25 protein-coding genes are annotated in these 23,055 nt (G+C 64.1%); 10 read left to right on the top strand and 15 right to left on the bottom strand.

The genetic code is table 11. From position 1 onward, the window contains the following. Positions 1-89: 89 nt before the first annotated feature. From AC1DE1_RS03760 to metG, 7 genes are all read right to left on the bottom strand, one after another. Entirely contained in the window at positions 90-1,490 is a 1,401-nt protein-coding gene (locus tag AC1DE1_RS03760; protein WP_441603506.1) for a sensor histidine kinase, read from the bottom strand. After that, on the bottom strand, positions 1,487-2,152 hold the full coding sequence (locus AC1DE1_RS03755; protein WP_477175873.1) for a response regulator: 666 nt from the start codon (positions 2,150-2,152) through the stop codon (positions 1,487-1,489). Before AC1DE1_RS03755 ends, AC1DE1_RS03760 begins: the two co-directional genes overlap by 4 nt. A gap of 253 nt (positions 2,153-2,405) precedes the next feature. Further along, positions 2,406-2,714: a hypothetical protein gene (locus AC1DE1_RS03750; protein ID WP_441603504.1), complete on the bottom strand. Its 309-nt coding sequence runs from the start codon at positions 2,712-2,714 to the stop codon at positions 2,406-2,408. Positions 2,715-3,225: 511 nt separating this feature from the next. After that, a complete protein-coding gene (gene nth, locus AC1DE1_RS03745; RefSeq protein WP_441603503.1) occupies positions 3,226-3,861 on the bottom strand; it encodes an endonuclease III in 636 nt (211 codons plus the stop codon). Beyond that, entirely contained in the window at positions 3,858-4,481 is a 624-nt protein-coding gene (locus AC1DE1_RS03740) for an electron transport complex subunit RsxB (protein ID WP_477175872.1), read from the bottom strand. The genes nth and AC1DE1_RS03740 overlap by 4 nt, the downstream gene beginning before the upstream one ends. A 9-nt stretch (positions 4,482-4,490) precedes the next feature. Next, entirely contained in the window at positions 4,491-5,189 is a 699-nt protein-coding gene (locus tag AC1DE1_RS03735; RefSeq protein WP_477178900.1) for an alpha/beta fold hydrolase, read from the bottom strand. Between the two features lie 33 nt (positions 5,190-5,222). After that, the gene (gene metG, locus AC1DE1_RS03730; protein ID WP_477175870.1) at positions 5,223-7,322 is read right to left on the bottom strand and encodes a methionine--tRNA ligase; all 2,100 of its coding nucleotides are present in this window, start codon (positions 7,320-7,322) and stop codon (positions 5,223-5,225) included. Between the two features lie 250 nt (positions 7,323-7,572). Between metG and AC1DE1_RS03725 the strand changes: the two genes are divergently transcribed. Genes AC1DE1_RS03725 through AC1DE1_RS03715 form a run of 3 tightly spaced genes read left to right on the top strand, consistent with a single transcriptional unit; the run spans position 7,573 to position 10,185 of the window. Continuing rightward, positions 7,573-8,745 carry an MFS transporter gene (locus tag AC1DE1_RS03725; RefSeq protein ID WP_477175869.1) on the top strand — a complete coding sequence of 391 codons (1,173 nt, stop codon included), beginning with the start codon at positions 7,573-7,575 and terminating at the stop codon, positions 8,743-8,745. After that, entirely contained in the window at positions 8,742-9,386 is a 645-nt protein-coding gene (locus tag AC1DE1_RS03720; protein ID WP_477175868.1) for an HAD family hydrolase, read from the top strand. Before AC1DE1_RS03725 ends, AC1DE1_RS03720 begins: the two co-directional genes overlap by 4 nt. Further along, the gene (locus AC1DE1_RS03715) at positions 9,379-10,185 is read left to right on the top strand and encodes a DeoR/GlpR family DNA-binding transcription regulator (RefSeq protein WP_477175867.1); all 807 of its coding nucleotides are present in this window, start codon (positions 9,379-9,381) and stop codon (positions 10,183-10,185) included. Before AC1DE1_RS03720 ends, AC1DE1_RS03715 begins: the two co-directional genes overlap by 8 nt. Before the next feature lie 105 nt (positions 10,186-10,290). On the opposite strand, the gene AC1DE1_RS03710 is transcribed toward AC1DE1_RS03715, so the two are convergent. Further along, positions 10,291-10,737, bottom strand: coding sequence for a DUF2147 domain-containing protein (locus AC1DE1_RS03710; RefSeq protein WP_477175866.1), 447 nt, complete (start codon positions 10,735-10,737; stop codon positions 10,291-10,293). 148 nt (positions 10,738-10,885) lie between these two features. On the opposite strand from AC1DE1_RS03710, the gene apbC reads away from it, so the two are divergent. The 3 genes from apbC to AC1DE1_RS03695 all read left to right on the top strand — a co-directional run bounded on the left by apbC (position 10,886) and on the right by AC1DE1_RS03695 (position 13,764). Next, entirely contained in the window at positions 10,886-11,974 is a 1,089-nt protein-coding gene (gene apbC, locus AC1DE1_RS03705) for an iron-sulfur cluster carrier protein ApbC (RefSeq protein ID WP_477175865.1), read from the top strand. A gap of 630 nt (positions 11,975-12,604) precedes the next feature. Continuing rightward, positions 12,605-13,171, top strand: a complete 567-nt coding sequence (dcd, locus tag AC1DE1_RS03700; RefSeq protein ID WP_441603494.1) for a dCTP deaminase — start codon at positions 12,605-12,607, stop codon at positions 13,169-13,171. 131 nt (positions 13,172-13,302) lie between these two features. After that, a complete protein-coding gene (locus AC1DE1_RS03695) occupies positions 13,303-13,764 on the top strand; it encodes a hypothetical protein (RefSeq protein ID WP_477175864.1) in 462 nt (153 codons plus the stop codon). 67 nt (positions 13,765-13,831) lie between these two features. On the opposite strand, the gene AC1DE1_RS03690 is transcribed toward AC1DE1_RS03695, so the two are convergent. Further along, complete coding sequence (locus AC1DE1_RS03690) at positions 13,832-14,248, bottom strand: HIT domain-containing protein (RefSeq protein ID WP_441603492.1); 417 nt, start codon at positions 14,246-14,248, stop codon at positions 13,832-13,834. Further along, a complete protein-coding gene (locus tag AC1DE1_RS03685) occupies positions 14,245-14,916 on the bottom strand; it encodes a dienelactone hydrolase family protein (RefSeq protein ID WP_477175863.1) in 672 nt (223 codons plus the stop codon). The genes AC1DE1_RS03690 and AC1DE1_RS03685 overlap by 4 nt, the downstream gene beginning before the upstream one ends. A gap of 117 nt (positions 14,917-15,033) precedes the next feature. Here AC1DE1_RS03685 and rimO point away from each other — a divergent pair, with 117 nt between their 5' ends. The 4 genes from rimO to AC1DE1_RS03665 all read left to right on the top strand — a co-directional run bounded on the left by rimO (position 15,034) and on the right by AC1DE1_RS03665 (position 18,857). Further along, on the top strand, positions 15,034-16,353 hold the full coding sequence (rimO, locus tag AC1DE1_RS03680) for a 30S ribosomal protein S12 methylthiotransferase RimO (protein ID WP_477175862.1): 1,320 nt from the start codon (positions 15,034-15,036) through the stop codon (positions 16,351-16,353). A gap of 13 nt (positions 16,354-16,366) precedes the next feature. After that, positions 16,367-17,170 (top strand): DUF3025 domain-containing protein, encoded by an 804-nt coding sequence (locus AC1DE1_RS03675; protein ID WP_477175861.1) that lies wholly within the window; start codon positions 16,367-16,369, stop codon positions 17,168-17,170. 80 nt (positions 17,171-17,250) lie between these two features. Beyond that, positions 17,251-18,294, top strand: a complete 1,044-nt coding sequence (gene phnD / locus AC1DE1_RS03670) for a phosphate/phosphite/phosphonate ABC transporter substrate-binding protein (protein WP_441603488.1) — start codon at positions 17,251-17,253, stop codon at positions 18,292-18,294. Between the two features lie 71 nt (positions 18,295-18,365). Continuing rightward, entirely contained in the window at positions 18,366-18,857 is a 492-nt protein-coding gene (locus tag AC1DE1_RS03665; RefSeq protein ID WP_477175860.1) for a hypothetical protein, read from the top strand. Here AC1DE1_RS03665 and greB read toward each other — a convergent pair whose 3' ends face one another. The 5 genes from greB to AC1DE1_RS03640 all read right to left on the bottom strand — a co-directional run bounded on the left by greB (position 18,858) and on the right by AC1DE1_RS03640 (position 23,020). Then, positions 18,858-19,355, bottom strand: a complete 498-nt coding sequence (gene greB, locus AC1DE1_RS03660) for a transcription elongation factor GreB (protein WP_477175859.1) — start codon at positions 19,353-19,355, stop codon at positions 18,858-18,860. A 99-nt stretch (positions 19,356-19,454) separates the two neighbouring features. Then, the gene (locus AC1DE1_RS03655) at positions 19,455-19,886 is read right to left on the bottom strand and encodes a hypothetical protein (RefSeq protein ID WP_441603485.1); all 432 of its coding nucleotides are present in this window, start codon (positions 19,884-19,886) and stop codon (positions 19,455-19,457) included. A gap of 145 nt (positions 19,887-20,031) precedes the next feature. Beyond that, on the bottom strand, positions 20,032-21,306 hold the full coding sequence (locus tag AC1DE1_RS03650) for a hypothetical protein (RefSeq protein ID WP_477178899.1): 1,275 nt from the start codon (positions 21,304-21,306) through the stop codon (positions 20,032-20,034). A gap of 39 nt (positions 21,307-21,345) precedes the next feature. Next, positions 21,346-21,504: a hypothetical protein gene (locus AC1DE1_RS03645; protein ID WP_477163881.1), complete on the bottom strand. Its 159-nt coding sequence runs from the start codon at positions 21,502-21,504 to the stop codon at positions 21,346-21,348. A 10-nt stretch (positions 21,505-21,514) separates the two neighbouring features. Then, positions 21,515-23,020 carry a helicase HerA-like domain-containing protein gene (locus AC1DE1_RS03640; protein WP_477175857.1) on the bottom strand — a complete coding sequence of 502 codons (1,506 nt, stop codon included), beginning with the start codon at positions 23,018-23,020 and terminating at the stop codon, positions 21,515-21,517. Between the last annotated feature and the right edge of the window lie 35 nt (positions 23,021-23,055).

Below are 23,055 nucleotides of genomic sequence, written 5' to 3'. Positions count from 1 at the left end.
TGGAAACCTTTTGGCAGGCGCGGCTTGCTCTCCAGCTCGTCATTCCGGCCTGCGCCGGAATGACGAGCAAAAGCAGCGGGCGATGCCGCTTAGCCCGACGCTGCGGCCATCCGGATACGCACCAGCAACCCCCGCCCCAACGGTGACTCCAGCAACTCAATGGACGCCTCGTGCAACTCGATTGCTCGCTGCACGATGCTCAGCCCCAGACCATAACCGCGCGTCGCGCTTTCCACTTCGCGATGGAATCGCTGAAAAACCGCCTGTCGTCGATCCTCGGGTATGCCCGGACCGTTGTCGGAGATATCGATCACCACTTGCGCACCATCCCGGCGCACGGAAACATCCACCTGGCCTTCGGTTTCCGTATAGCGCAAGGCATTCTCGATCAGGTTGCGAAACATGGCGGTGAGCGCCACCTCGTGGCCAAGCACGACAGCCATGTCATCGTCGTGCGTGAGGCTGAGCGAGATGTCCTTTTCGGCGATCAGCGGCGCCAGCTCCTCGATCACTTCGGTGGCGATGCGTATCAAGTCCATCGGCGTGCGCTGTTGCGAGGCGGCGCCGGCTTCGAGCCGGGCCATCGCCAGGATCTGTTCGATGCGTCGCCCCAGCCGCGCCATGCTCTGCTGCGCGTGGCGCACGGTGAACTCCACTTCAGTGGGGTCGTCCGCGATCATGGCGCTTTCGAGATGGATCATGGTCGCCGCCAGCGGCGTGCGCAGTTCGTGGGCGACATCGGTGGCGAAGCGGTGTTCACGGTCCAATGCGTCTTCAAGCCGTTCCAGTTGCTGATTCAGCGCCACGATCAGCGGCTTGATTTCGCCGGGCGCGACATCGGCAGGCATCGGCTTTCGGCTGCCGGGAGTGCGACGATCCAGCATCTCGGTGAGCACGGCGACGGGGCGCAGGCCGCGCTTGACGGCGAGACTCACCAGTAGCGCCAGCAACGGCAGTCCCACCAGCAGCGGCAGCGTGTGCTCGATCACCAGCCCGCGCGCAATGTCCGCGCGGTTGTCGGACTGTTCACCGATGCGGATCACCAGGTCAGCGCGATTCTGCAGGGTGAACGTACGCCACTGCTTGCCTTCGCGCTGGATGTCGCGAAAGCCGCGCTCTTCGCGGGTCGGCGGCGGCAGGTCGGCGAAATTCGAAGTGGCGGCAATCAGCTCGCCCTGCGGATCGTAAGCTTGAAACCCGACCTCGGGCTCGTAGTTGTGCGGATGTACCGACACCACCACGCCATGTCGATGGCTGGTGGTGCCCTGCGCGATGGATGGCAGGTCCGCCTCGTGCAGCGGCAGTTGCCCGTGCGCGATCAGCGTGCCCAGCGTGCGGCCAGCCTGGGCGAGACGACCGTCAAGCAGCTCGTTCATCTCGCGCAGTTCGCGACGATAGCTGATCCAGCCAAGCGGTATCAGCACGGCGACCATCACGGCGATGATCAGCCAGGTCAGGCGGGTGCGCAGGCTGATCGGCTGAGTGATCATTGCGGCTCGCGGGGGATCATGTAGCCGATGCCGCGCACGGTATGGATCACCTCGGGGCTCAGCTTGCGGCGCAGCCAGTGCACCTGCACTTCGATGGCGTTGCGTTCCACCACGGTGTCGAGCCCATAGACGGAGTTTTCCAGCGCCTCACGACGCACGATACGACCGGCGCGCTCCATCAACACGCGGAGCAGGGCGAACTCGCGGCGCGTCAGGGTGACGCGCTCGCCGCGAAACTCCACTTCGGCCGTGGCCAGATTGAGACGCAGGCCGCCGACTTCCACCAGGTTGTCGGCAAGGCCTTGTGTACGGCGCGTGAGAGAACGGATGCGGGCAGCGAGCTCGCCCAGGTGGAAAGGCTTCACCAGGTAGTCGTCAGCGCCCAGGTCCAGGCCGCGGATTCGCATTTCGAGCGCGTCGCGGGCGGTCATCACCAGCACCGGTGTCTTCACGCCGGAGCGCCGGGCCTCGGCGAGCACTTCCAGGCCATCCTTGCCAGGCAGGCCCAGATCGAGCAGGACCAGGTCGACGGGATCGCCACGCAGCGCTTCCATGGCCTGGCGACCGTCGCGCAGCCAGGTCACCGCATAGGACTGGTGTTCCAGCGCGTGCCTGATCGCACCGCCCAGCTCGGCATCGTCTTCGACCAGCAGAATATGCATGCCTTCGCACCCGTGACGGACTTGGCGGCGGCACGGTCCAGGCCGCCGCCTGGACGCATGATCCGTGCACTACCTTTTGTGGATCTTTTCCCGGGCTGCTTTGAGCCTGCCCAGGCGTCACGGTGGCAAGTGAGACGGCTGGCGTCAATCAGGCACGACAAAAAGGAAAACGGCGAGTCTGCTCGCTCGCCGTTTTCCTTCCTGTTTCGACGCGTATGGGGGGGGCGCCGATAAAACTGTGAATGACGTGCGTTCAGGGAGTCTTGGCCAGGGCGGCCTGCACGATGGCTGCGCGCAGCTCAGTCTGGTTGAGGGCGACGCCCGACGACTGGTCGATGGCAACAGCCTTGATCGACTGCGGCTTCAACATCAGGTGACGCTGTGTTTCCCAACCATTCGCCTTCTGTTGGGCGCGAGCGAAATCGGCCGGAGTGTTTCCAACGAAACCAATGACGGCGTAGCCATTCATACTGACAGTATAGGTTTCGACCGAGGCGTATGCGGTGCCGACGCTGGCGAAACCTAGTGCAGCCACGAGAGCGGGGAGGATGAAGCGCTTCATGGTGGTGCCTCCTAACGGGGGAGTTCCGGGGGAGGCTCAACGTTAGGTCGATGCAGCGTTTCATGCTTGAGGAACTCGCACGAAACACTGAGGAATTTATGAGGTTTAAAGGCCCTCGCCACATGTTCTATGCCACTAGTCACAGGTATTTCTTGCCTGCATGACTGAAGACTGCAACACCTTGCCGCTTGCATGTGACGAACGGCGTGGAGGCATCGACGTGCGAGATGTCGCGTCGATGACATGGGCACATCAACGTGTGCATGCAGCGCGATGGTGGTTGCCAACGAAACGGATGGTTTGCACACAAGATGTCGATACGACGACAGCCTGCGCCGTGACTAGTGACCTATATTCGTCACGGCATCGTCATCGGCGCGCTCATCGACATCGCATTGCGCTTGCGCGTACCTGACCGCTGCGACGCTGCAGCGAAGTCGTTACTGGCGTAACTGATGAGGCGTGATCAAGCAAGTGGATTGCTCGCGTGGCCTTTCAGCGAAGCAATTGGTCAGGCCTTCGTCTTGTCCTTGTAACGGCACAAATCGCGAATGACGCATTGTGGACAGTCGGGTTTACGCGCCTTGCACACGTAGCGTCCATGCAGGATCAACCAGTGGTGAGCGTCCTGCTTGAATTCCAGCGGCACCACTTTTTCGAGTTTGTCTTCCACCGCGCGCACGTCTTTGCCCGGGGCGAGACCGGTGCGGTTGGAGACGCGAAAGATATGGGTGTCCACCGCGATGGTGGCGTGGCCAAAGGCGGTATTGAGCACGACGTTGGCGGTCTTGCGGCCGACGCCGGGCAGCGCCTCCAGCGCTTCGCGCGTCTGCGGCACCTCGCCGTCGTATTGCTCGACCAGGATCCTGCACAAGGCCATCACATGTTTGGCCTTGCTGTTGAACAGGCCGATCGTGCTGATGTATTGCTTGAGCTTCTCCTCGCCCAGATCGAGGATCGCCTGCGGCGTATTCGCCACCGGGTACAGCTTCTTGGTCGCCTTGTTGACGCCCACGTCGGTCGCCTGCGCCGACAGCACCACCGCCACCAGCAGTTCGAACGGCGTGGTGTAGTGGAGTTCGGTGGTGGGATGCGGATCGACTTCGCGCAGACGGGTGAACAGCTCGACGATGTCGGCCTTCTTCACGAGGTCTTTCCTTGTTGTTTGGCCTTGGCCCGCGCGAGCGCGGCGAGCACAGGATTGGTCGGCGTGCTCATGGCGGCCACCTCGGCCTTGCGCGCGGCCAGCTCGTCCTCGCGGCGCTGGCGTTCGCGCGTCAGTCGTACTTCGCGTCGCTGGAAATGGGCGCGTGATGCATCCGCGTGGGCCGGGTCGTCGACCTGTGCCAACGGCATTGGCTCAAGCACGATGCAATCCACGGGGCAGGCCGGCACGCACAGTTCGCAGCCCGTGCAGTCGTCGCTCATCACGGTGTGCATCACTTTGGACGCGCCGACGATCGCATCCACCGGACACGCCTGGATGCATTTGGTGCAGCCGATGCAATCGGCCTCGATGATGCGGGCCAGCGTGCGTGGCTTCTCGATGCCGTGCTCCGGATCGAGCGGCAGCACGGGCACCTCCAGCAGTGCTGCCAGCCTGGCGATGCCGATGGCACCCCCAGGCGGACACTGGTTGATCTTCGCCTCACCGCTCGCGATCGCCTCCGCATACGGGCGGCAACCGTGGTAACCGCATTGCTCGCATTGCGTCTGCGGCAGCAGGGCATCGATGCGGTCGGCGAGGGAGGGTGTAGCCAAAGTCATGGGGTTAGTTTAAGCGGCGAAGGTGCCAAGGGCGAAGTCGTAGCCGGCGCTCCATCGGGCCATGGCCTGGAAGCACGCCTTCGGCTTCGCCTCCAGGAGCAGGTGTGGCCCATCAATCGACTCTACGGTGGCTTGTGGTGCGGCAAGCACAAGGTTCCTCACGGCGGGTCCACTCAGCAGACGCTCATGGCCCGCTTGCAACAAAAGAATGGGCGCTACCAGCTCTCGCAGGGATGCCCTGACGTCCAGACGCTCTAGCGCAGCCAAACGCTGCGCCAGCGTCGCGCTATCGACTCCCCTCAGTGTGTTGGAGAGTCGCTGGACGAGGTCCGGTTCGGCATTGCTGCCAACGCAATAACGGCGCAAAAGAAAAGCCTGGCGCTTGCCGTGTTCGATCAGCATAGCGGGACAGCGGCGAGCAAGCCCAACGAGTGGGTGGGGAGTGGTGGCAAAACTCGCGCACAGCACGAGGCCGGCAAGCCGCGGTCCCAGTTTCGCTGCCAACAGGATGGCAATCGGGCCGGAAAAGGATTCGGCGACGAGCACCACGCGATCTAACGAGGTGATCTGCTGAGCCACGTGCTCTACGTAAGCTTCCAGCCTCGCGGACAGCGAGGCCGGATAGGCGATACATAGATAAGGCTCCCTACCGCACCAGTGCGACGTCAACGAAGAAAACATGTTGCCCGTGCCATCAATGCCTGGCATCAGCACCCACGTTGTGTCGATGGTGGGCGGCACTCAGCGAACGGTAGCGCCGGGCTTGGCGCCCTGGTCGGCGTCGAGCAGGAACAGGTCGCTGCCGCCGTCGCCGGCAGACAGGATCATGCCCTCGGACACACCGAAGCGCATCTTGCGCGGCGCCAGGTTGGCGATGAACACCACGTTGCGGCCGAGCAGCTTTTCCGGCTCGCCGTAGCCCGCGCGGATGCCCGAAAAGATCTGGCGCGTGCCCAGCGGGCCGGCATCCAGTTCGAAACGCAGCAGCTTGTCCGAACCGTCCACGAATTCGCAGGCGGTGACCTTGCCGATGCGCAGGTCGAGCTTGGCGAAATCGTCGATGCCGATGAGGGCAGGGGCTTCGGGTGCGGCGGTCGGTGCGGTGCTGGCTTCAGTCATGGTCTTGGCGGGTTCTTTGGTTTTCTTGGGGGCAGGTTTGCTTTCGGCAGGTGCAAGCGAATCCTTGGACGCTTCCACCATGGCCTCGACCTGCTTGGGATCGATGCGGCCGAGCAGCGGCTCGAACGCGTTGATGGTGTGGTTGTGCAGTTCGGCGCGTGCATCGTCGAAGCCGTTGATCGGGGCGGCGAGGAAACGCTCGGCTGCTTCCACCGTGGCCGGCACTACCGGCTTCAGCAGCCCGGCGAGCAGGCGGAACGCCGCCAGCGCAAACGAGCAGACCTGATGCAGTTCGTCGCGGCGCGACTCGTCCTTGGCCATGGCCCACGGCGCCTTGGCGGCGATGTAGCCATTGACCATGTCGGCCATGGTCACGAAGCGGCGCGCTACTTCGGCAAACTCGCCGCTGTTGTACAAGGCGGGAACGTCGCCGTAGAGCGAGAGCAGTTCGCGCCACAGCTCCTGTTCTTCAGCGCTGAAGGCGGGGGCGAGACGGCCGTCGAAATACTTGTGCACGAAGCCCGCGGTGCGGCTGGCGATATTCACCCACTTGCCGACCAGGTGCGAGTTGACGCGTTCCTCGAAGGTCTTCAGGTCAAGGTCTACGTCCACCGGCGTATCGCTGAGCATGGTGGTGAAGTAATAGCGCAGGAAATCCGGGTTAAGGCCCGAACTCAGGTACGTGCGCGCCATGATGAAGGTGCCGCGCGACTTGGACATCTTCGCGCCATTGACCATCAGATAACCGTTCACGTGCAGCGCCGTCGGCGTGCGGAAATTCGCGCCGTGCAGCATCGCCGGCCAGAACAGGCCGTGGAAATTGATGATGTCCTTGCCGATGAAATGGTGCAGCTCGGCACGGCTGTCGGGTGCGAGGAAATCCTCGAAGTGCAGGTCGGTGCGATCGCACAAGGCCTTGAAGCTGGCCAGATAGCCCACCGGCGCATCGAGCCACACATAGAAGTACTTGCCGGGCGCATCGGGTATCGGAAAACCGAAGTAGGGCGCATCGCGGGAGATGTCCCAGTCCTTCAGGCCGCTGTCCAGCCATTCGCGCAATTTCGCCGTGACGCCGCTGTTGGCGACGGGCTGGCCATCGGTGAACTTGCCGGCGAACCAGTCGCGCAGCAGCGGCTCGAACTTGCCCAGCTCGAAGAAGTAATGCTCCGAATCGCGCAGCACCGGCGTGGCGCCGGACATCACCGAGTACGGGTTGATCAGATCGGTGGGCGCGTAGGTCGCGCCGCAATTCTCGCAGTTGTCGCCGTACTGGTCGGGCGTCTTGCAGTTGGGGCAGATACCCTTGATGTAGCGATCGGGCAGGAACATGTCCTTTTCCGGATCGTACAGCTGCTGGATATCGCGGCGGCCGATGTAGCCGCCGTCGCGCAGGCGCGTGTAGATCAGCGAGGCGAGCTCGCGGTTTTCTTCCGAGTGCGTCGAGTGGTAATGATCGAACGCAACGCCAAAGGCCGCGAAGTCCGCTTCGTGGCCGACGCGGATGCCTTCGATATAGGTTTCCGGCGACAAACCGGCCTTTTCCGCTGCCAGCATGATCGGCGTGCCATGGGCATCGTCCGCGCATACATAGATGGTCTCGTTGCCCTGCATCCGCTGCGCACGCACCCAGACGTCGGCCTGGATGTAACCCAGCAGGTGACCCAGGTGGAGCGGGCCATTGGCATAGGGCAGCGCGTTGGTGACGAGGAGGCGTCGGCTCATGGGGCGGCAACGGTCTTGAGGGGGTTGTCCATTATGACATGGGGTGGGCGTGTCACTGCCGGATGCCGTCGTTTGGACGTCTGCGAAACTCGACCAGCGCTGCCGATGGCATCACGCGTGTCGTAGCTCGCCCGATTGCGCGAACATGGCAGCCTGATACCGGGCGCGGAACATCGCCGCCAATCCGTGATTGCACGATCTTGCACGTTTATGTACATTTAGTCCGAATCTTTCCATCAACGGGAATGCCGTGAACTCCACTTCCGACGCTGCGATTGCCGGCAAGCCCGATACGGCCTCACTCGCGGGCGCCCGACGGGCGACGCGGCTGATCTTCCTGGTGTCGGGCATCGGCATGTCCGCCTGGGCGCCGATGGTGCCTTATGCCAAGGCACGACTGGGGCTGGATGATGCCCAGCTAGGTCTGGCGCTGCTCGCGTTCGGCGGCGGCTCGATGCTGTCGATGCCGTTCGTGGGATGGCTGGCCCACCGGCTCGGCAATCGCACCCTGATCGTCGCCTCGGGCCTGTTGATGTGCCTGGCGCTGCCGGCGCTGGCCATGGTCACCAACATCACCGCGCTGATTGCCGTGCTGCTGTATTTCGGCGTGGTGCTGGGCGCGGTGGATGTCGCGATGAATGCGCACGCTGTCGATGTGGAACGCCTCGACGGCGGGCGACTGATGTCCGGTTTCCACGGCTTGTTCAGTGTGGGCGGCCTCACTGGCGCGGCCCTGACCAGCGCGTTGTTGGCCATGGGCGTGCCGCTCACGGCGGCCGCCAGCGTCCTGGCGATCCTGCTCGCCGCGGTGGTGCTGTGGCTGCGCAGTGACCTGCTCGATGACGCGCCGACGGCCGATACACCGCGCAAGGAACCGATGCGCATGCCGCACGCGCTGGCATGGCTGCTTGGTTTGCTGTGCTTCGTGAGCTTTCTCGCCGAGGGCGCCATGCTGGACTGGAGTGCGGTGTTCCTGCGCGACGTCCGCGGCGTATCGGCGGCATCGGCGGGCTTCGGTTATGCGTTCTTCTCGGCCGCGATGGTGGTGGGGCGTTTTTCCGGCGACCGCTTTGTCGGACGCTATGGCCCCGAGTCGGCCATGCGCTTCGGCGCGGCGCTGGCTGCGGCAGGGTTCCTGCTGGTGGCCTGCGTGTCGGGCGTGGTGATGTCGCTGCTGGGTTTCGTGCTGATCGGGCTGGGCGCCTCCAATATCGTGCCGGTGATGTTCAGTGCGGCAGGGCGTCTGCCCAATACCTCGCCCGCGATCGCGATCGCCACGGTGACCACGCTCGGTTACGTGGGCTTGCTCAGTGGTCCTGCGCTGATCGGTCTGGTGGCGCATGTCAGCAGCCTGCCCATGGCGTTTGCCGGCGTGGCCGGCCTGCTGGTGCTGGTGTCGTTCTCCGCGAGGATCGTCAAGTGAGCAGCCCCGTCATCGACACCGTGATCTTCGATCTGGGCAACGTGCTGATTGCCTGGGATCCGCGCCGTCTCTATCGGCAGCTGATCGACGACGAGGCGCAGATCGACTGGTTTCTGCGCGAGGTTTGCAACAGCGAGTGGAACGAACAACAGGATGCGGGACGTCCCTGGTCGGAAGCGACCGCTTTGCTGCGCGGCCGTTTTCCCGAACACGCCGAGCTGATCGACGCCTACCACCTGCGCTGGGAGGAAACCCTGGTGGGCGCGATGGAGGCCAGCGTCGCGTTGTTGGCCGAACTGCGAGCGCGCGGCGTGCGGTTGCTCGCGCTGACCAACTGGTCGCAGGAAACGTTCCCTATCGCACGGCAGCACTTCCCGTTCCTGCAATGGTTCGAAGGCATTGTCGTGTCTGGGGAGGAGCGCCTGATCAAGCCCGACTCGCGCATCTACCAGCGATTGCTGGAACGCTACGCGGTCGATCCGTCGAGGGCGCTGTATATCGACGATTCGGCCCGCAATGTGGCCGCCGCCGAAGCGCTGGGCATGCAGGGCTGGTGGTTCCGCGATGCCGATGGCCTGCGCCAGCGCCTGGTGGAACTGGAATTGCTTGAAGCATCCGCGCGCGAGGCATCCCATGGCTAAGTCGCCCATCGCCAGTGTCGACAGCAACGCGCTGCCGGAAGAACGCCAGCAACGCATCCTCGAACGCCTGCGTGCCGAAGGACGCGTAGTGGCCGCGGAATTGGCGCTCGCCTTCGAAGTATCGGAAGACTCCATACGCCGCGACCTGCGCGAGCTGGCGGCGCTGGGTCTGTGCAAGCGCGTCTATGGCGGCGCTCTCTTGCCCACGGTGACGCTGACGCCGCTGAAGCAGCGGCGCAACGAACATTCCGCACGCAAGCAAGCGCTGGCGCGCAAGGCGGCGAGTCTGGTGCAGGCCGGCCAGACGCTGTTGATCGACGCGGGCAGCACCAACGCGGCGATTGCGGCCGCCTTGCCTCGTGATGCGCGGCTGACCGTGATCACCAATGCCCCGCATATCGCCCAGGTGCTGCTCGATCGCGAGGGCTTCGATGTCTTGCTGATCGGCGGACGCATCGACAACACGATTGGCGGGGCCACCGGCGCGCAAGCCGTGGACCAGGTGCGCCGGGTGCGTGCCGACCTGTGTTTTCCCGGCGCCTGCGCCATCGATGCCGCCCATGGCCTGTGGGGCTTCGACAGCGAGGAAGCGCTGTTCAAGCGCGCGATGATCGAGGCGAGCGATGAAGCCGTGGTCGTGGCGACCGACGACAAGCTTGGCGCCGTGGCTGCACATCAGGTGGCCGAACTGGCCCGCGTGCAGCATCTGGTGGTGGAGCATTCTGCGGATCGCGCGACGCGTGCGTCGTTTTCGGCGCACGGCGTGGCGGTGCATCGCGCCGAGGCTACGGCGGACTGAACGCGCCGCTTGCTGTTTGTGGGAGCGCACCCTGTGCGCGACTGCCGCAACATGACATCGTGCCGCAGTCGCGCACAGGGTGCGCTCCCACAAGAGCAGTGCCGCTTACGGCTGGCGCTGCCACTCCTGACTGCGACCGAGCAGCGAGAACCCGATATACCCGCGCACGGTCAGCTTGCTGCCGTCTTCGCTGGGCTGCAGCTTCACCTTGTAGATCTTGCCGGTCTTGGGATCGAGGATCTTGCCGCCGTCCCAGATATCGCCGTCCTTGTGCACGCCCCACATGATGTTCATGCCTTCGACCGGCTTGTTCTTGCGCTCGCCGTCGCAGTTCTTGCAGATCGGGTGCGGGCCCTCGTCGGACTGCAGCACTTCCACCACCGTGGCCTTCAGTTCGCCGCCTTCGTCGGTGATCTTCACGATGGACTTGGGCTTGCCGGTCTCATCGTCGATGGTTTTCCAGGTGCCTACCGGGGTGACCTCGGCGGCAAACACGGCGCTGGTACCCAGCAAGAGTGCAGTGACCACAGCGATGCGTAGCAGTGACTTCATGGATGATCCTCCCGTACGAAAGCGTATGTTCCGAGCCTGACCGACCGGGCGCAAAGCCGTCAAGCTGCATTGCGAAAGCGCCGCAGGCCGTTGGGGGCTGCGCACACTGGCATAATGGGTGACCCCCATGACATCGCATCGAATCCCTATGACGCAGGCGAGTGAGGCCCTGGTCCGCCAGATCCTTGGCGAACTTATAGATACCCATACCGGCGCCCCCCTGGCCGAGGCCGTGCGCGCCGTGGGCGTGGATGGCGACCGCGTATCGGTGGACATCCAGCTGGGCTATCCGGCGGCGAGTGTGGCCGATGCACTGGCTGCCACCGCCAAGCACGCGCTGGAGGCCGATCCGGCCATCGCCGCGGCGTCGGTATCGATCAGTACCCGCGTGCACTCCCACAAGGTGCAGGGCACGCTGGCGCCCCAGCCGGGTGTGAAGAACGTGATCGTGGTCGCCTCGGGCAAGGGTGGCGTGGGCAAGTCCACGGTGTCGGCCAATCTGGCGCTCGCTCTGGCCGCCGAAGGCGCCAAAGTGGGCGTGCTCGATGCCGACATCTACGGTCCCAGCCAGCCGCGCATGCTCGGCATCAGCGGCAAGCCGCAGTCGCCGGACGGCAAGACCATCATTCCGCTGCAATCGCACGGCCTGCAGATCATGTCGATCGGTTTCCTCATCGAGGAGGAGACGCCGATGATCTGGCGCGGCCCGATGGTCACCCAGGCCATGATGCAGATGCTCAACGACAGCCGCTGGGAACAGCTCGATTACCTTATCGTCGACTTGCCGCCGGGTACCGGCGACATCCAGCTCACGCTATCGCAGAAGGTGCCGGTGTCGGGCGCGGTGATCGTCACCACGCCACAGGACATCGCCCTGCTCGATGCACGCAAGGCGCTGAAGATGTTCGAGAAGGTCGAGGTGCCGGTGCTTGGCGTGGTGGAGAACATGGCCACCCACGTGTGCTCGAACTGCGGCCACGAGGAACACATTTTCGGCGAAGGCGGCGGTGCCCGCATGGCCGAGCAGTACAACGTGGCGTACCTGGGCTCGCTGCCGCTGGACATCCGCATTCGCGAACAAGCCGACGGCGGCACGCCGACGGTGGCCGCCATGCCCGACTCCGATCTTGCTGCGCGCTATCGGGAGATGGCCCGGAATGTGGCGGGGCGGTTGTCGCGGATGCCGCGGAATAAGTCGTTGGGGTTGGGGAAGATCATGGTGCAGGGGGCGCCGTAGGGGCTTTTGCCCGTCATCCCGGCGTAGGCCGGGATCCAGGGCAGTGCGCTTGATTGTCGCCTAATCGCGATCTGGCTCGCCTGCCGCGGGCTTCCGTCCTCCTGCCGGAGGCCGGGTCACTTTCTCTTGCTTGCCCAAGAGAAAGTAACCAAAGAGAAGGGCCCCCGGATGACGCGCCTTCCGGGCTGCGCCCTCCAGGTGCGCGGTCGGGTTACGGGGTTTTTCGACAGGACATCCCTGTCCTGTCGAAAAACTGGCCGCATCCATGCGGCCACCCTGCGGGCTTTCCTCCACCCGCCCGCCGCGTCATACGTGGACCCCGGGGGCAAGAGCCTAGAGCGGAGCCTAGAAGCGGAGCCTAGAGCGGAGCCGAGGCGTGGAGCGGCACTGCGCACCTGTGGGAGCGCACCCTGTGCGCGACAGCCACGCTGAGGTGTACCGCTTCGTAGGGTTGTCGCGCACAGGGTGCGCTCCCACAGACAAACAGGTACATCTTCGGCTCCACTGGCTAGCCAAATCCCCACAAAACCCCGTCTCATCCAGTTCCGACTGGCGGCCACCCATCACTTTCCGCTATTTTCCCAACCTTTACGCCATCCGGCGCGACAGATCAGCCCCTCGGGAGCACGAGTGAGCATCAAATCCGACAAGTGGATCCGCCGCATGGCCGAGCAGCACGGCATGATCGAGCCGTTCGAGCACGGCCAGGTCAAGACGCGCGACAACACCAGGCTGGTGTCGTACGGCACGTCGAGCTACGGCTACGACGTGCGTTGCGCGCGCGAGTTCAAGATCTTCACCAACATCAACTCCACCATCGTCGACCCGAAGGCGTTCGATCCGACCAGCTTTGTCGATGTGGAAGCGGATGTGTGCATCATTCCGCCCAACTCGTTCGCGCTGGCCCGCACGGTCGAGTATTTCCGCATTCCGCGCAAAGTGCTCACCATCTGCCTGGGCAAGAGCACCTATGCGCGCTGCGGCATCATCGTCAACGTGACCCCGCTGGAGCCGGAGTGGGAGGGGCATGTGACGCTGGAGTTCTCCAACACCACCCCGCTGCCTGCCAAGATTTACGCCAACGAGGGCGTGGCCCAGATGCTGTTCCTCGAGTCCGATGAGGAATGCGAGACCAGCTACAAGGATCGCGGCGGCAAGTACCAGGGGCAGCAAGGCGTTACGTTGCCGCGCACCTGAAGCCGTCGTTCGCAGTTCTTTGCGATCGCCGTCACGTTCACCTGAATGGTTGCCGTCCGGGTTCGATGCATCAGGCCGGGGCGGCGCTACACTCTTTTTGTTCACATTGATGCCTTTGCAGGAGATCCCGCATGACCCGTTTTTCCACGCTGCTGTCCCGCGCCGGCGCAGCCATCCTGCTGGGCAGCATGCTGGTGCTGGCCGGCTGTCACCGCGGCAGCGCCAAGGATGAAGTGCGCACCGCGGACATGAAGAGCCAGTTCGACGCGGTGATCCAGGCCTATAAGAGCGGCCAGTTCGTCGTCGACGGCGCGGTGCTCTCGGCGCTGGATACCGGCAGCCACTTCGCCTACCTCAAGGACCAGGGCAAGCTGCCCAAGACGGTGCTGCTGGAGCCCAGCGACGACTCCAAGGTGCGCAAGCAGCATCTGCAGTACATGGCCCGTCTGCAGATCGACTACGGCTTCACCGTGTACTACGACGACGGCGGCACGCTGAAGAAGATCAGCGTGGTCGACACCAAGGCGCGTGATCTTGAAGATTACAAGGCGCCGGTGAAGGCGGAAGCCCCGCCGCCGCAGCAGCATATGTAAGCTCGCTGTTGCATTGAAAAAGCCCGCGGATTTCGCGGGCTTTTTTTGTGCCGCTGGAAGTGATGGCTCAGCCCTCCAGCGCGTCGCGCAGCCTCGTCTGCAGCGACGCCATGGCTTCGTCGCCATAAGGCGCTGCCGCGCCGCTGCCCCATACCGGGCCCGGCCACGCGGCATCGCCTTCGCGTCGGCCGACGACGTGCACGTGCAGCTGGCGCACGATATTGCCCAGGGCGCCGAGATTGAGCTTGTCGAACGCCCCAAGCGAACGCAGCGCCTGCGAGGCGTGACTCACTTCGCGCCACAGCATGGTCTGCTGCTCGATGGGGAGATCGCAGATCTCCACCATGCCGGGCACGCGAGGAACCAGCACCAGCCAGGGAAAGCGCGTGTCGTTCATCAGCAACACGTCGCACAACTCAAGCGAGGCGACATGGCGCGTGTCATTGCGTAGGCGCGAATCGAGCACAAACCCCGCATCGCTCATGCGCCTTGCACCAGGTGTTTGTCGAAGAAGGCCAGCGTGCGCTGGTAGGCGAGCCTGGCGCTGGCTTGGTCGTATTGCGGTCCCACATCGCGGTTGAAGGCGTGGCCGGCGGGGTAGGTGAACACTTCCATTTGCGGCAGCATGTCGCGGTGCTTGTGCACCGTTTCCGGCGGAATGGATGTGTCCTTTTCGCCGAAGTGGAACATCACCGGCGCCTTGGGCTTTTCGCCAAGAAATGCGCCATTGCGGGCGCCGTAGTAACTGACCGACGGCAGACCCAGTCGCAGCGCCGCCAGCAGCGCGACGGTGCCACCCCAGCAGTAACCCACGGTGCCGATGCGTCCGGCCGAGCTGATCGCCTCGGCGGCACTGGCGACGTCTTCCACCGCGCGATCCAGGCCTAGCTCGGTCACCAGTTCGCGGCCGCGCTGCATGCCTTCGTTGTCGTACTTCAGATCCACCCCGGTCTCAAGATGGTCGAAGAACGCCGGGGCAATGGCGGTATAGCCCGCCTGCGCAAAACCATCGGCGACATGGCGGATATGCTCGGTGACGCCGAAAATCTCCTGGATCACCACGATGCCGCCCTTGGGCTTGCCCTCGGGCTGGGCTAGATAGGCGCCGATGCACTGCATGCGCGTGGTGTTGAGATTGATGTGCTGACCCATGGGGCGTGCTCCTGAGGCGTCAAAAGGCAATTCTAGCCATTCAGCAAGTCAAGCCGGTGTGGCGGCCGGGTGTGCGATACAATCTCCCGTTTTCCGCATAGTTACGGTCCCCACGCCATGTCGCAGGTCTCGCCCAAAGTCGGTTTCGTCAGTCTTGGTTGCCCCAAGGCGCTGGTCGATTCCGAACGCATCCTCACCCAGCTCAAGGTCGAGGGTTACGAGATCGTGCCCAGCTACGGCGCTGCCGACGCCGTGGTGGTGAACACCTGCGGCTTCATCGATGCCGCCGTGCAGGAGTCGCTGGACGCCATTGGCGAAGCGCTGCATGAGAACGGCAAGGTGATCGTCACCGGCTGCCTGGGCAAGCGCTCGGAGCTGATCCGCGAGGCTTATCCGGATGTGCTCGCCATTTCCGGTCCGCAGGACTATGCGAGCGTGATGCAGGCGGTGCACGCGGCGCTGCCGCCCAAGCGCAATCCGCTGCTGGACATCATTCCGGACACGGGTGTGAAGCTCACCCCGAAGCACTATGCGTATCTGAAGATTTCCGAAGGCTGCAATCACCGCTGCAGCTTCTGCATCATTCCCTCGATGCGTGGCGACCTGGTGTCGCGTCCGGTCGACGAAGTGCTGTTGGAAGCCGAGCGTCTGGTCAAGGGCGGCGTGAAGGAGTTGCTGGTGATCTCGCAGGACACCAGTGCCTACGGCGTGGACGTGAAGTACGCCGAGCGCCAGTGGCGCGACAAGAGCTACCGCACGCGCATGACCGAGCTGTGCGAAGGCCTGTCCGAACTCGGCGTGTGGTCGCGCCTGCACTACGTCTACCCGTATCCGCACGTGGACGAAGTGATGCCGTTGATGGCGGAGGGCAAGATCCTGCCTTACCTCGATATCCCGTTCCAGCATGCCAGCCCGCGCATCCTCAAGCTGATGAAGCGCCCGGGCAATATCGACAAGACGCTGGAACGCATCCGCAACTGGCGCAAGGTCGTGCCTGATCTCACCATCCGCAGCACCTTTATCGTGGGTTTCCCCGGCGAGACCGATGCGGAGTTCGAAGAGCTGCTCGACTTCCTGCGCGAGGCCGAGCTCGATCGCGTCGGTGCGTTTGCCTATTCGCCGGTCGATGGCGCCAAGGCGAATGAACTGCCGGGTGCGGTGTCCGAAGAGCTGAAGGAAGACCGCCTGGAACAGTTCATGGCGGTGCAGGCAGAGATTTCCGCCGTCAAGCTGCAGCGCAAGATCGGCCGCCGCATGAAGGTACTGGTGGACGAGGCTGGCGCGAACGGCGCCGTCGCACGTTCGGCCGCCGATGCACCGGAGATCGATGGCGTGGTGCACATCGCCAGCGGTCAGTCGCTGAAGGCAGGGCAGTTTGTCGACGTGGTGATCGAAGCCGCCGACGAGCACGACCTGCACGCCCGCCTGGCCGGCTAAACGCGGTGGCGTGATGCGTTACGTCGCGCCATCCCGCGAAAGCGTCGATCCCGCAGTGTTCGCGCGCTGGCCGCTGCTCGGCTGGCGTGAATATGCGAGCTGGATGCAGGGGCCGCATTGGCCCTCCATCGATGAACTCAACGAAGCCAGGCCTGTCGGCCAGCGCGAGCGCTTCGTGGCGCAGACAGCCGCCTTGCTCGAAGACGGCTTGCACTACGAACAGCGCATTGCCGAGCGTGGCGCCATCGCCACGCGCGAGGCGAACTGGCACGATCTGTTCAATGCCTACGCCTGGTTGCGTTACCCCTCGTTGAAGCGCGCGCTCAATGCGCAGCAGATGGCAGAGATTGCAATCATGGGCACGCGCGATCGGTCGCGCGCCCAATATGCGATGACGCACTTCGACGAGGCTGGCGTGATCGTGAATCTGAAGGATCGCCACTTGCTCGATCTGTGGGACAGCCACGATTGGCATGGGCTGTTCTGGCGCGAGCGTTGTGCCTGGACGGATGGCCGGGCCTGCGTGCAGGTGTTTGGCCATGCCTTGCTCGAACACGCACTAAGCCCGGGCAAGCTGCTGGTGGGGAAGGCGCTGGTCTTCCTTGGGCCTGGCAGTGGGGACCAGATGGTGGCCGCCGCAGCCGATGGCATCGGCGCGGGAAAGCTGCTGCGCGATCCCCTGGACCTGCGCCCCTTGCCCCTGTCGGGCCTGCCGGGATGGCGTGCCGACAGCGAAGTGGAGTCGTTTCATCGCCACGCTGAGTGCTACCAGCCGCGTCGCGAAGGGCGCGCCTATCCCTCGCCCGTCGAGCTCTGAGCGACCGTTACGTCCCTGCAACAAATTGCGGCGGCCTGCCAATCGCGCTACAACGAAGCCAGCGGGGCTGGGGAGCGCGCATGGAAACGGCTGGGCGGGCACGCGTTGGACGGGGACCTGGATGGTGGCTCCGCACACTTTGTGCGGCCTGCCTGCTGGTGCCTGTCGCGCGCATACGCGCCGACGAGGTGGTGCAGGGCGCCGTCGCTCCAGCCATCCACTTCGGGATCTTGCCGATCGGCAGCGCCGCGGAATCGCGCGAGCAATGGCGCCCGTTGCTGGAAGACCTTGAGCGCAAGCTCGGCCACCCCGTCACCACCGTTTCCGTCAGCAGCTATGCGGGCCTTTCGGGAGCCATTGGCGACCAGCGCGTGGACATCGCGTTCCTGTCCGGGCGTCTGGCCATCGAAGCGGTGGAACACCAGCACATGAGCGTGGTGGCGCAATTCCTGCGCAATGATGGCGCGAAGGGCAATAACGCCATGCTGATCGTGCGAGCGGATAGTCCCATCCACTCGCTCAAGGATCTGCTCGCCAAGCCCGGACGCTGGCGCTATGCGCGTGGTGAAACCTTGTCGGTCACGGGCTATGTGGCGCCGGAAGCGGAGGTGTTTGCAGCCAAGGGGCTCAACTCCGATACGTTTTTCGCCCATGTGCGCGTGGGCAACCATCAGAACAATATCCTTGCCGTGGCCAACGGCGAGGTGGACGTGGCGACCTGCAACAACCCCGATCTGGATCTGTTCCGCCGCAATTTTCCGGCGGAAGGAACGCAGCTGCGGGTGATCTGGCGTTCCCCGCTGATCCCTTCAGGCGTGTTGGTGGTGCGCGATGGCATGAGTGAGCCGCTGCGTGGCCAGCTGATCGCTTTCATGCGCGGCTATGGCCGGGCGCCTGGCGCTGCCGGCGATCGCGAGCGCGCCAATCTCGCCCGCATTCCCGACCTGGCCGGCTTTGCCAAAGCCGACAACAACGTGCTGCGGCCTTTCGTTGATCTGGAATTTCGCCTGATGCGCGAGCAGGCCATGCACGCCCGTTGGGTGAACGATCAGGCCAAAACGATGCGGCTCAAGCAGATCGATGCGGATTATCAGCATGCGATGAAGCAACTTCTGCACGACTGAGCGGTCATTGAACTGCCCGATGCCAGGGTGACGCCTTTGCCAGCTAGAATGGCAGCTTCCCGGAGATACCTATGCCTGCTTTTGATCGTGTCGTTTCTGCGTGCCGCGTGGCCGTATTCGCGCTGGTGTTGGGCGCAACGACGCTGGTGCACGCGCAGGGGACACTGCCGGCATTGCCGGATGCGGACAAGCAGCAGATCAAGAAATACACGCTCAGCGAAGACGCCTTCGGGCGCCTTGCCGCCGCTACACGCGAAGCCCGCGCCACCGGCATTCCGCCGCAGGCGGCTCCCGATGCCAGCAAGGTGCACAGCCTGGACGACCTGGCCAATCAGGCGATGGCGGCCGATCCGCGCATCCCGGCCCTGGTGAAGAAATATGGCTTCACGCCGCGCGAATTCATGCTCGCCAATATCGCCTTGATGAATGCGGTGATGGCGGTGCAGGCACGCAATGATCCCGCCTTGTCCGGCAATCTCAACCAGGTATGGGTCAACGCGGACAACATCCGTTTTGTCGAATCGCACCAGGCAGACGTGCAGGCGCTGCTGCAGGGGCGATGATCAGTAGTTCACCGCCGCGATCACGAAGCGCGTGCGGCCACTGGGCAGCTCCGCTTCGAATTCGTCGTCCAGGCGTTTCTTCAACACCGCGCGGGCCAGCGGCGAGTCGATGCTGATCCAGCCCCGGCGGGCGTCGGTCTCGTCCGGCCCTACGATGCGGTAGACGACGCTTTCGCCGGAGTCGACGTTCTCCAGCTCGATGCTCGCACCGAAAAACACCAGCTCCTGATCTGCCGGCGAGCCCTCGGCCACCTTGAGCGACGGAATGCGTTTGCTGAGATAGCGCGCGCGTCGATCGATCTCGCCGAGCTGCTTTTTGCGATAGGTGTATTCGGCATTCTCCGAGCGATCGCCCTCGGCCGCCGCGGCCGCCAGCGCTTTGACCACTTCCGGGCGCAGCGTATGCCAAAGATGATCCAGCTCGGCCTTGAGCTTCTCGAAGCCTTCGCGCGTGATGATGGCGGTGGATGAAGGCGAGGGTGGGCGCCAGCGGCTCATGCGTGGGTCATTGCGTTGGGTTGCTCATCGCACCGATTTTAGCTGGACTGGCGCCTGAGCGGTGACGGGAGCGACGTCCGTGCACTCCCGTCAGTGGTTTCAGGGCGAATTGACCATCGCGTCCATGTCGCTGACATTCATCGGGCCAAAGGCGACGGTGTCGGTGTGCGAGGCGATGAACTGGCGGAATTCGATCGACGACTTGGCGCCTATCGTCAGCCCCTTGGCCTTGGCCGCATCGTCTTCCTTCTTCTGCTGCGCATCGGTCAATGCAGGTGCAATGGCGATGTAATCCCAGGAGTCGCCCTGGTAGTGCGCATACCACTGCGCGCGCGGCAGGCCGAGCTGCTTGTCAATGGCGTCGCGATCGGCCATCCATTTGAGAAAGGCTTCGTGTTTGCCGGGAGCGACCCGATACAGCGAAATGACCGCGCGGGGCGGCTCCTTGGCCGCCGAGGTGCTTTGGGCGAAGGCGACGGGGGTCGCCAGCATCAGGCCCAGCCATACGAACTTGCCGATGAAGTGACGCATGAAACTCTCCTTGTGCACCAGGTGTGAGCCGGTCGTGTCGACGGCCGCGGAGCGCCGGAATCGCTTGCGGACGGGGCGGTGCACCAAAGGAGTTGGCTTGCGCACGCTACACCCGCTTCCGGGCGAGCCGCAACACGACTTGCGACTAGTCGAGCGCCGGTGTCCGGGAGATGCCGGGCCCCTGTTGCAGCTGGGTTGCGTACGCCACCAGCGATGGATGCAGCGGATGCCCGCTCCACGTCGCTGCCAACTTGCCCAGCAGCACGGCTGCCTCGGCGTGTTGACCGAGCCGCTCGGCCATCTGCCTGGCGGCGAGCAGGCCCAGGCGCGGGCACTCGGACGAGCGCGGCCAGCGCGCGAGGTAGCCGCGGCCTAGCTTCAGCGACAATCGCGTCATGCCCGCGCTGGACGCGAGTTCGGCCAGCGTGGCAACGCTTTCCGGCGCATCGGGCAGGAAGTTCGGATCGATCTCCATACATTCCTGCACCAGCCCAAGCGCGCGACGTGGCTCGCCGTTGGCCATCAGCGCCGCGATCCAGATCTGCCCATGCTCGAGCAAACCGGCGGTCAGGCCTTCTTGCTTCAACAGCTCGCGATACGCCTGATGCAGCGACGGCGGCGCACTGTGTCCCTGCATGCGTTCCACCAGCATGCCGATGGCAGCGCGACGATCGACCTTCGCCATGTCGCGCACCGCGATCAGCAGGCGTTCGTCTTCGTCCTGGCCGCTTTCGCGCGCCAGCACGTCGGCTTCCGGCTGCAGATCGAAACGCTCGTGATGCCGATGGATCATGACGCCCATCAGATGCAGGTTGAAGATGATCAGGTAGGTGTAGCCGAACGCGAACAGCGGTTGCAACAGGATGGCCAGCAGGCTCGGCTGCAGCAGCGATGGCAGCATGATCAGCAGGCCGGTGACGAGGTTGATGACCACCGGAAGGAAATAACCGGCGCCCAGCCGACCGATCACCTTTTGCCAATGCAGCGGATTGAACGCGTTGGCCTCGTCGCCGAAGGCCAGCGACATGTCGATGGCGGGCAGGGTGAGCGAGAAGAACAGGATCAGCGGCCAGAACATCGGCGCATAAATCAGCTTGCAGGCGACGCAGGCGAGGACCACCAGCATGTGCAGCAAGGTGAGCGCGCGGCCGGCCGCGGCGTTTTCATCCATGCCGACATCGGGCGGCTCGGCAAAGCCATTGGCCGTGTGTACCAGACAGGCCGCCGCGTAGCGCCAGCGCGCCAGCCACAGGAAGAAAGCGAAGCACACGCCGATGATGCCGGGCAGTATCGTCAGGCACTGGCCCAACCCCAGCAGCACACAGGTAGCCAGCGCTGTGCCACGCAACGGATAGGACAAGCCCGCGATCAAGCGGTCCGCCAGCGGCGCATGTGGCGATACGGGTTTAGGTCGCGGCATGCGCAAGCGTTTTAACCTCAGGCGGCAGTGCTTTGAATGCTAGGGAGCGCGAACGCAGGTGATGAAGCCATGCTTTTCCAGCCAGCCATCTTTGTGGTGCCGACACAGGAAACGTCCCATCGAGCCGTTGGCATAAAGCAGCAACAGCACGACCAGGACGGTAACCAGAACCACGGCGATAACGCGTGTCTGCGACATGCGAGCTCCTTCAGCGCTTGCCGCCGAAGATGCCGCCCAGCACGCCACGCACGATCTGCTGGCCCAGGCGCGAGCCCGCCGCGCGCACGGCCGACTTGGCCATCGCCTCGACCATGCCTTGCCGGCGGTTGGTGCCGAGCAGGATCTCGCGTGCCGCATCCGTCCAGCCGCCGCTTTGCTGGGGCGCCGCACCGGCCGGTGCCTGCCTGGCCACCACCTGCGGATCGGCGGCCTTTTCCGCGGCGCGTTTGGCGAGCATTTCGGCGGCCGACTCGCGATTGATCGCCGTGTCGTACTTGCCGCCCACCGGCGAGCGTTGACGCACGGTGGCGCGCTCCGCCTCCGTGATCGCACCGATGCGTGCCGTGGGCGTGGTCACCATCACGCGCTCGACCGGCGAGGGCACGCCGCCGTCGCGCAAGGTCGACGCCAGCGCCTCGCCCACCGCAAGCTGGGTGATGGCCTCGCTTACGTTGATCTTGGGATTGGCCACGAACGTTTCGGCGGCGGCCCGGACTGCCTTTTGATCGCGCGGCGTGAACGCACGCAGCGCGTGCTGCACGCGATTGCCAAGCTGTCCGAGGATATTGCCCGGCACGTCATCGGGATTCTGCGAGCAGAAGTACACGCCCACGCCCTTGGAGCGGATCAGGCGCACGACCTGTTCCACCCGTTGCAGCAAGGCGGGCGGCGCGTCGTCGAACAGCAAGTGTGCCTCGTCGAAAAAGAACACCAGCTTGGGTTGATCCAGATCGCCCACTTCGGGCAACTGCTCGAACAACTCCGACAGCAGCCACAGCAGGAAGGTGGAATACAGGCGCGGTTTGAGAATCAGCTGATCGGCGGCCAGCACATTGATCACGCCGCGGCCGCTCATGTCCTGGCGCATCAGGTCGGCCAGTTCCAGCGCGGGCTCACCGAAGAACTGGTCAGCGCCATCCTGTTCCAGCTTGAGCACCGCGCGCTGTATCGCCGCGATGCTCTGCGTGCTGATCAGGCCGTAGTGGGTGGAAATGTCCTTGGCGTTTTCGCTGGCGAAGCCGAGCATGGCGCGCAGATCCGACAGGTCGAGCAGCAGCCAGCCCTGGTCGTCGGCCACTTTGAAGATCACCTCGAGCACGCCCTCCTGCGTGTCGTTGAGCTCCAGGATGCGGCCGAGCAGGGTAGGGCCCATCTCGCTGATGGTGGCGCGCACGGGATGGCCGAGCTTGCCGTAGATGTCCCAGAAAATGACCGGGTTGGCCTGCGGCTTCCAGTCGTTCAGATGCAGCTTGGCCAGGCGCGCCTTGAGCTTGTCGCCCGGTTCGCCCGCGGCCATCGACAGACCGGCCAGATCGCCCTTCGCATCGGCCAGAAAGCAGGGTACGCCGAGCTTCGAAAAGCCTTCGGCCAGCACCATCAGCGAGACCGATTTGCCGGTGCCGGTGGCGCCCGCAATCATGCCGTGGCGATTGCCGTAGCGCGGGTCCAGGCTGACGCTGCTGCTGTCGTTGCTGCCGATCAAGATCTCAGTCATGGCGTTCCATCCATAGGGTGCACCGCGATTGTAGC

Source organism: Dyella sp. 05T440 (assembly GCF_056395965.1).
This window is presented reverse-complemented; position numbering and strand designations above follow the sequence as displayed.

Excerpts from the sequence above, each read along its gene's own strand:
- AC1DE1_RS03760 (WP_441603506.1), bottom strand. The coding sequence starts at position 1,490 with ATGATCACTCAGCCGATCAGCCTGCGCACCCGCCTGACCTGGCTGATC.
- AC1DE1_RS03755 (WP_477175873.1), bottom strand. The coding sequence starts at position 2,152 with ATGCATATTCTGCTGGTCGAAGACGATGCCGAGCTGGGCGGTGCGATC.
- AC1DE1_RS03750 (WP_441603504.1), bottom strand. The coding sequence starts at position 2,714 with ATGAAGCGCTTCATCCTCCCCGCTCTCGTGGCTGCACTAGGTTTCGCC.
- AC1DE1_RS03740 (WP_477175872.1), bottom strand. The coding sequence starts at position 4,481 with ATGACTTTGGCTACACCCTCCCTCGCCGACCGCATCGATGCCCTGCTG.
- AC1DE1_RS03735 (WP_477178900.1), bottom strand. The coding sequence starts at position 5,189 with ATGCCAGGCATTGATGGCACGGGCAACATGTTTTCTTCGTTGACGTCG.
- metG (WP_477175870.1), bottom strand. The coding sequence starts at position 7,322 with ATGAGCCGACGCCTCCTCGTCACCAACGCGCTGCCCTATGCCAATGGC.
- AC1DE1_RS03715 (WP_477175867.1), top strand. The coding sequence starts at position 9,379 with ATGGCTAAGTCGCCCATCGCCAGTGTCGACAGCAACGCGCTGCCGGAA.
- AC1DE1_RS03710 (WP_477175866.1), bottom strand. The coding sequence starts at position 10,737 with ATGAAGTCACTGCTACGCATCGCTGTGGTCACTGCACTCTTGCTGGGT.
- apbC (WP_477175865.1), top strand. The coding sequence starts at position 10,886 with ATGACGCAGGCGAGTGAGGCCCTGGTCCGCCAGATCCTTGGCGAACTT.
- AC1DE1_RS03695 (WP_477175864.1), top strand. The coding sequence starts at position 13,303 with ATGACCCGTTTTTCCACGCTGCTGTCCCGCGCCGGCGCAGCCATCCTG.
- AC1DE1_RS03690 (WP_441603492.1), bottom strand. The coding sequence starts at position 14,248 with ATGAGCGATGCGGGGTTTGTGCTCGATTCGCGCCTACGCAATGACACG.
- AC1DE1_RS03685 (WP_477175863.1), bottom strand. The coding sequence starts at position 14,916 with ATGGGTCAGCACATCAATCTCAACACCACGCGCATGCAGTGCATCGGC.
- rimO (WP_477175862.1), top strand. The coding sequence starts at position 15,034 with ATGTCGCAGGTCTCGCCCAAAGTCGGTTTCGTCAGTCTTGGTTGCCCC.
- AC1DE1_RS03675 (WP_477175861.1), top strand. The coding sequence starts at position 16,367 with ATGCGTTACGTCGCGCCATCCCGCGAAAGCGTCGATCCCGCAGTGTTC.
- phnD (WP_441603488.1), top strand. The coding sequence starts at position 17,251 with ATGGAAACGGCTGGGCGGGCACGCGTTGGACGGGGACCTGGATGGTGG.
- AC1DE1_RS03665 (WP_477175860.1), top strand. The coding sequence starts at position 18,366 with ATGCCTGCTTTTGATCGTGTCGTTTCTGCGTGCCGCGTGGCCGTATTC.
- greB (WP_477175859.1), bottom strand. The coding sequence starts at position 19,355 with ATGAGCCGCTGGCGCCCACCCTCGCCTTCATCCACCGCCATCATCACG.
- AC1DE1_RS03655 (WP_441603485.1), bottom strand. The coding sequence starts at position 19,886 with ATGCGTCACTTCATCGGCAAGTTCGTATGGCTGGGCCTGATGCTGGCG.
- AC1DE1_RS03650 (WP_477178899.1), bottom strand. The coding sequence starts at position 21,306 with ATGCCGCGACCTAAACCCGTATCGCCACATGCGCCGCTGGCGGACCGC.
- AC1DE1_RS03645 (WP_477163881.1), bottom strand. The coding sequence starts at position 21,504 with ATGTCGCAGACACGCGTTATCGCCGTGGTTCTGGTTACCGTCCTGGTC.
- AC1DE1_RS03640 (WP_477175857.1), bottom strand. The coding sequence starts at position 23,020 with ATGACTGAGATCTTGATCGGCAGCAACGACAGCAGCAGCGTCAGCCTG.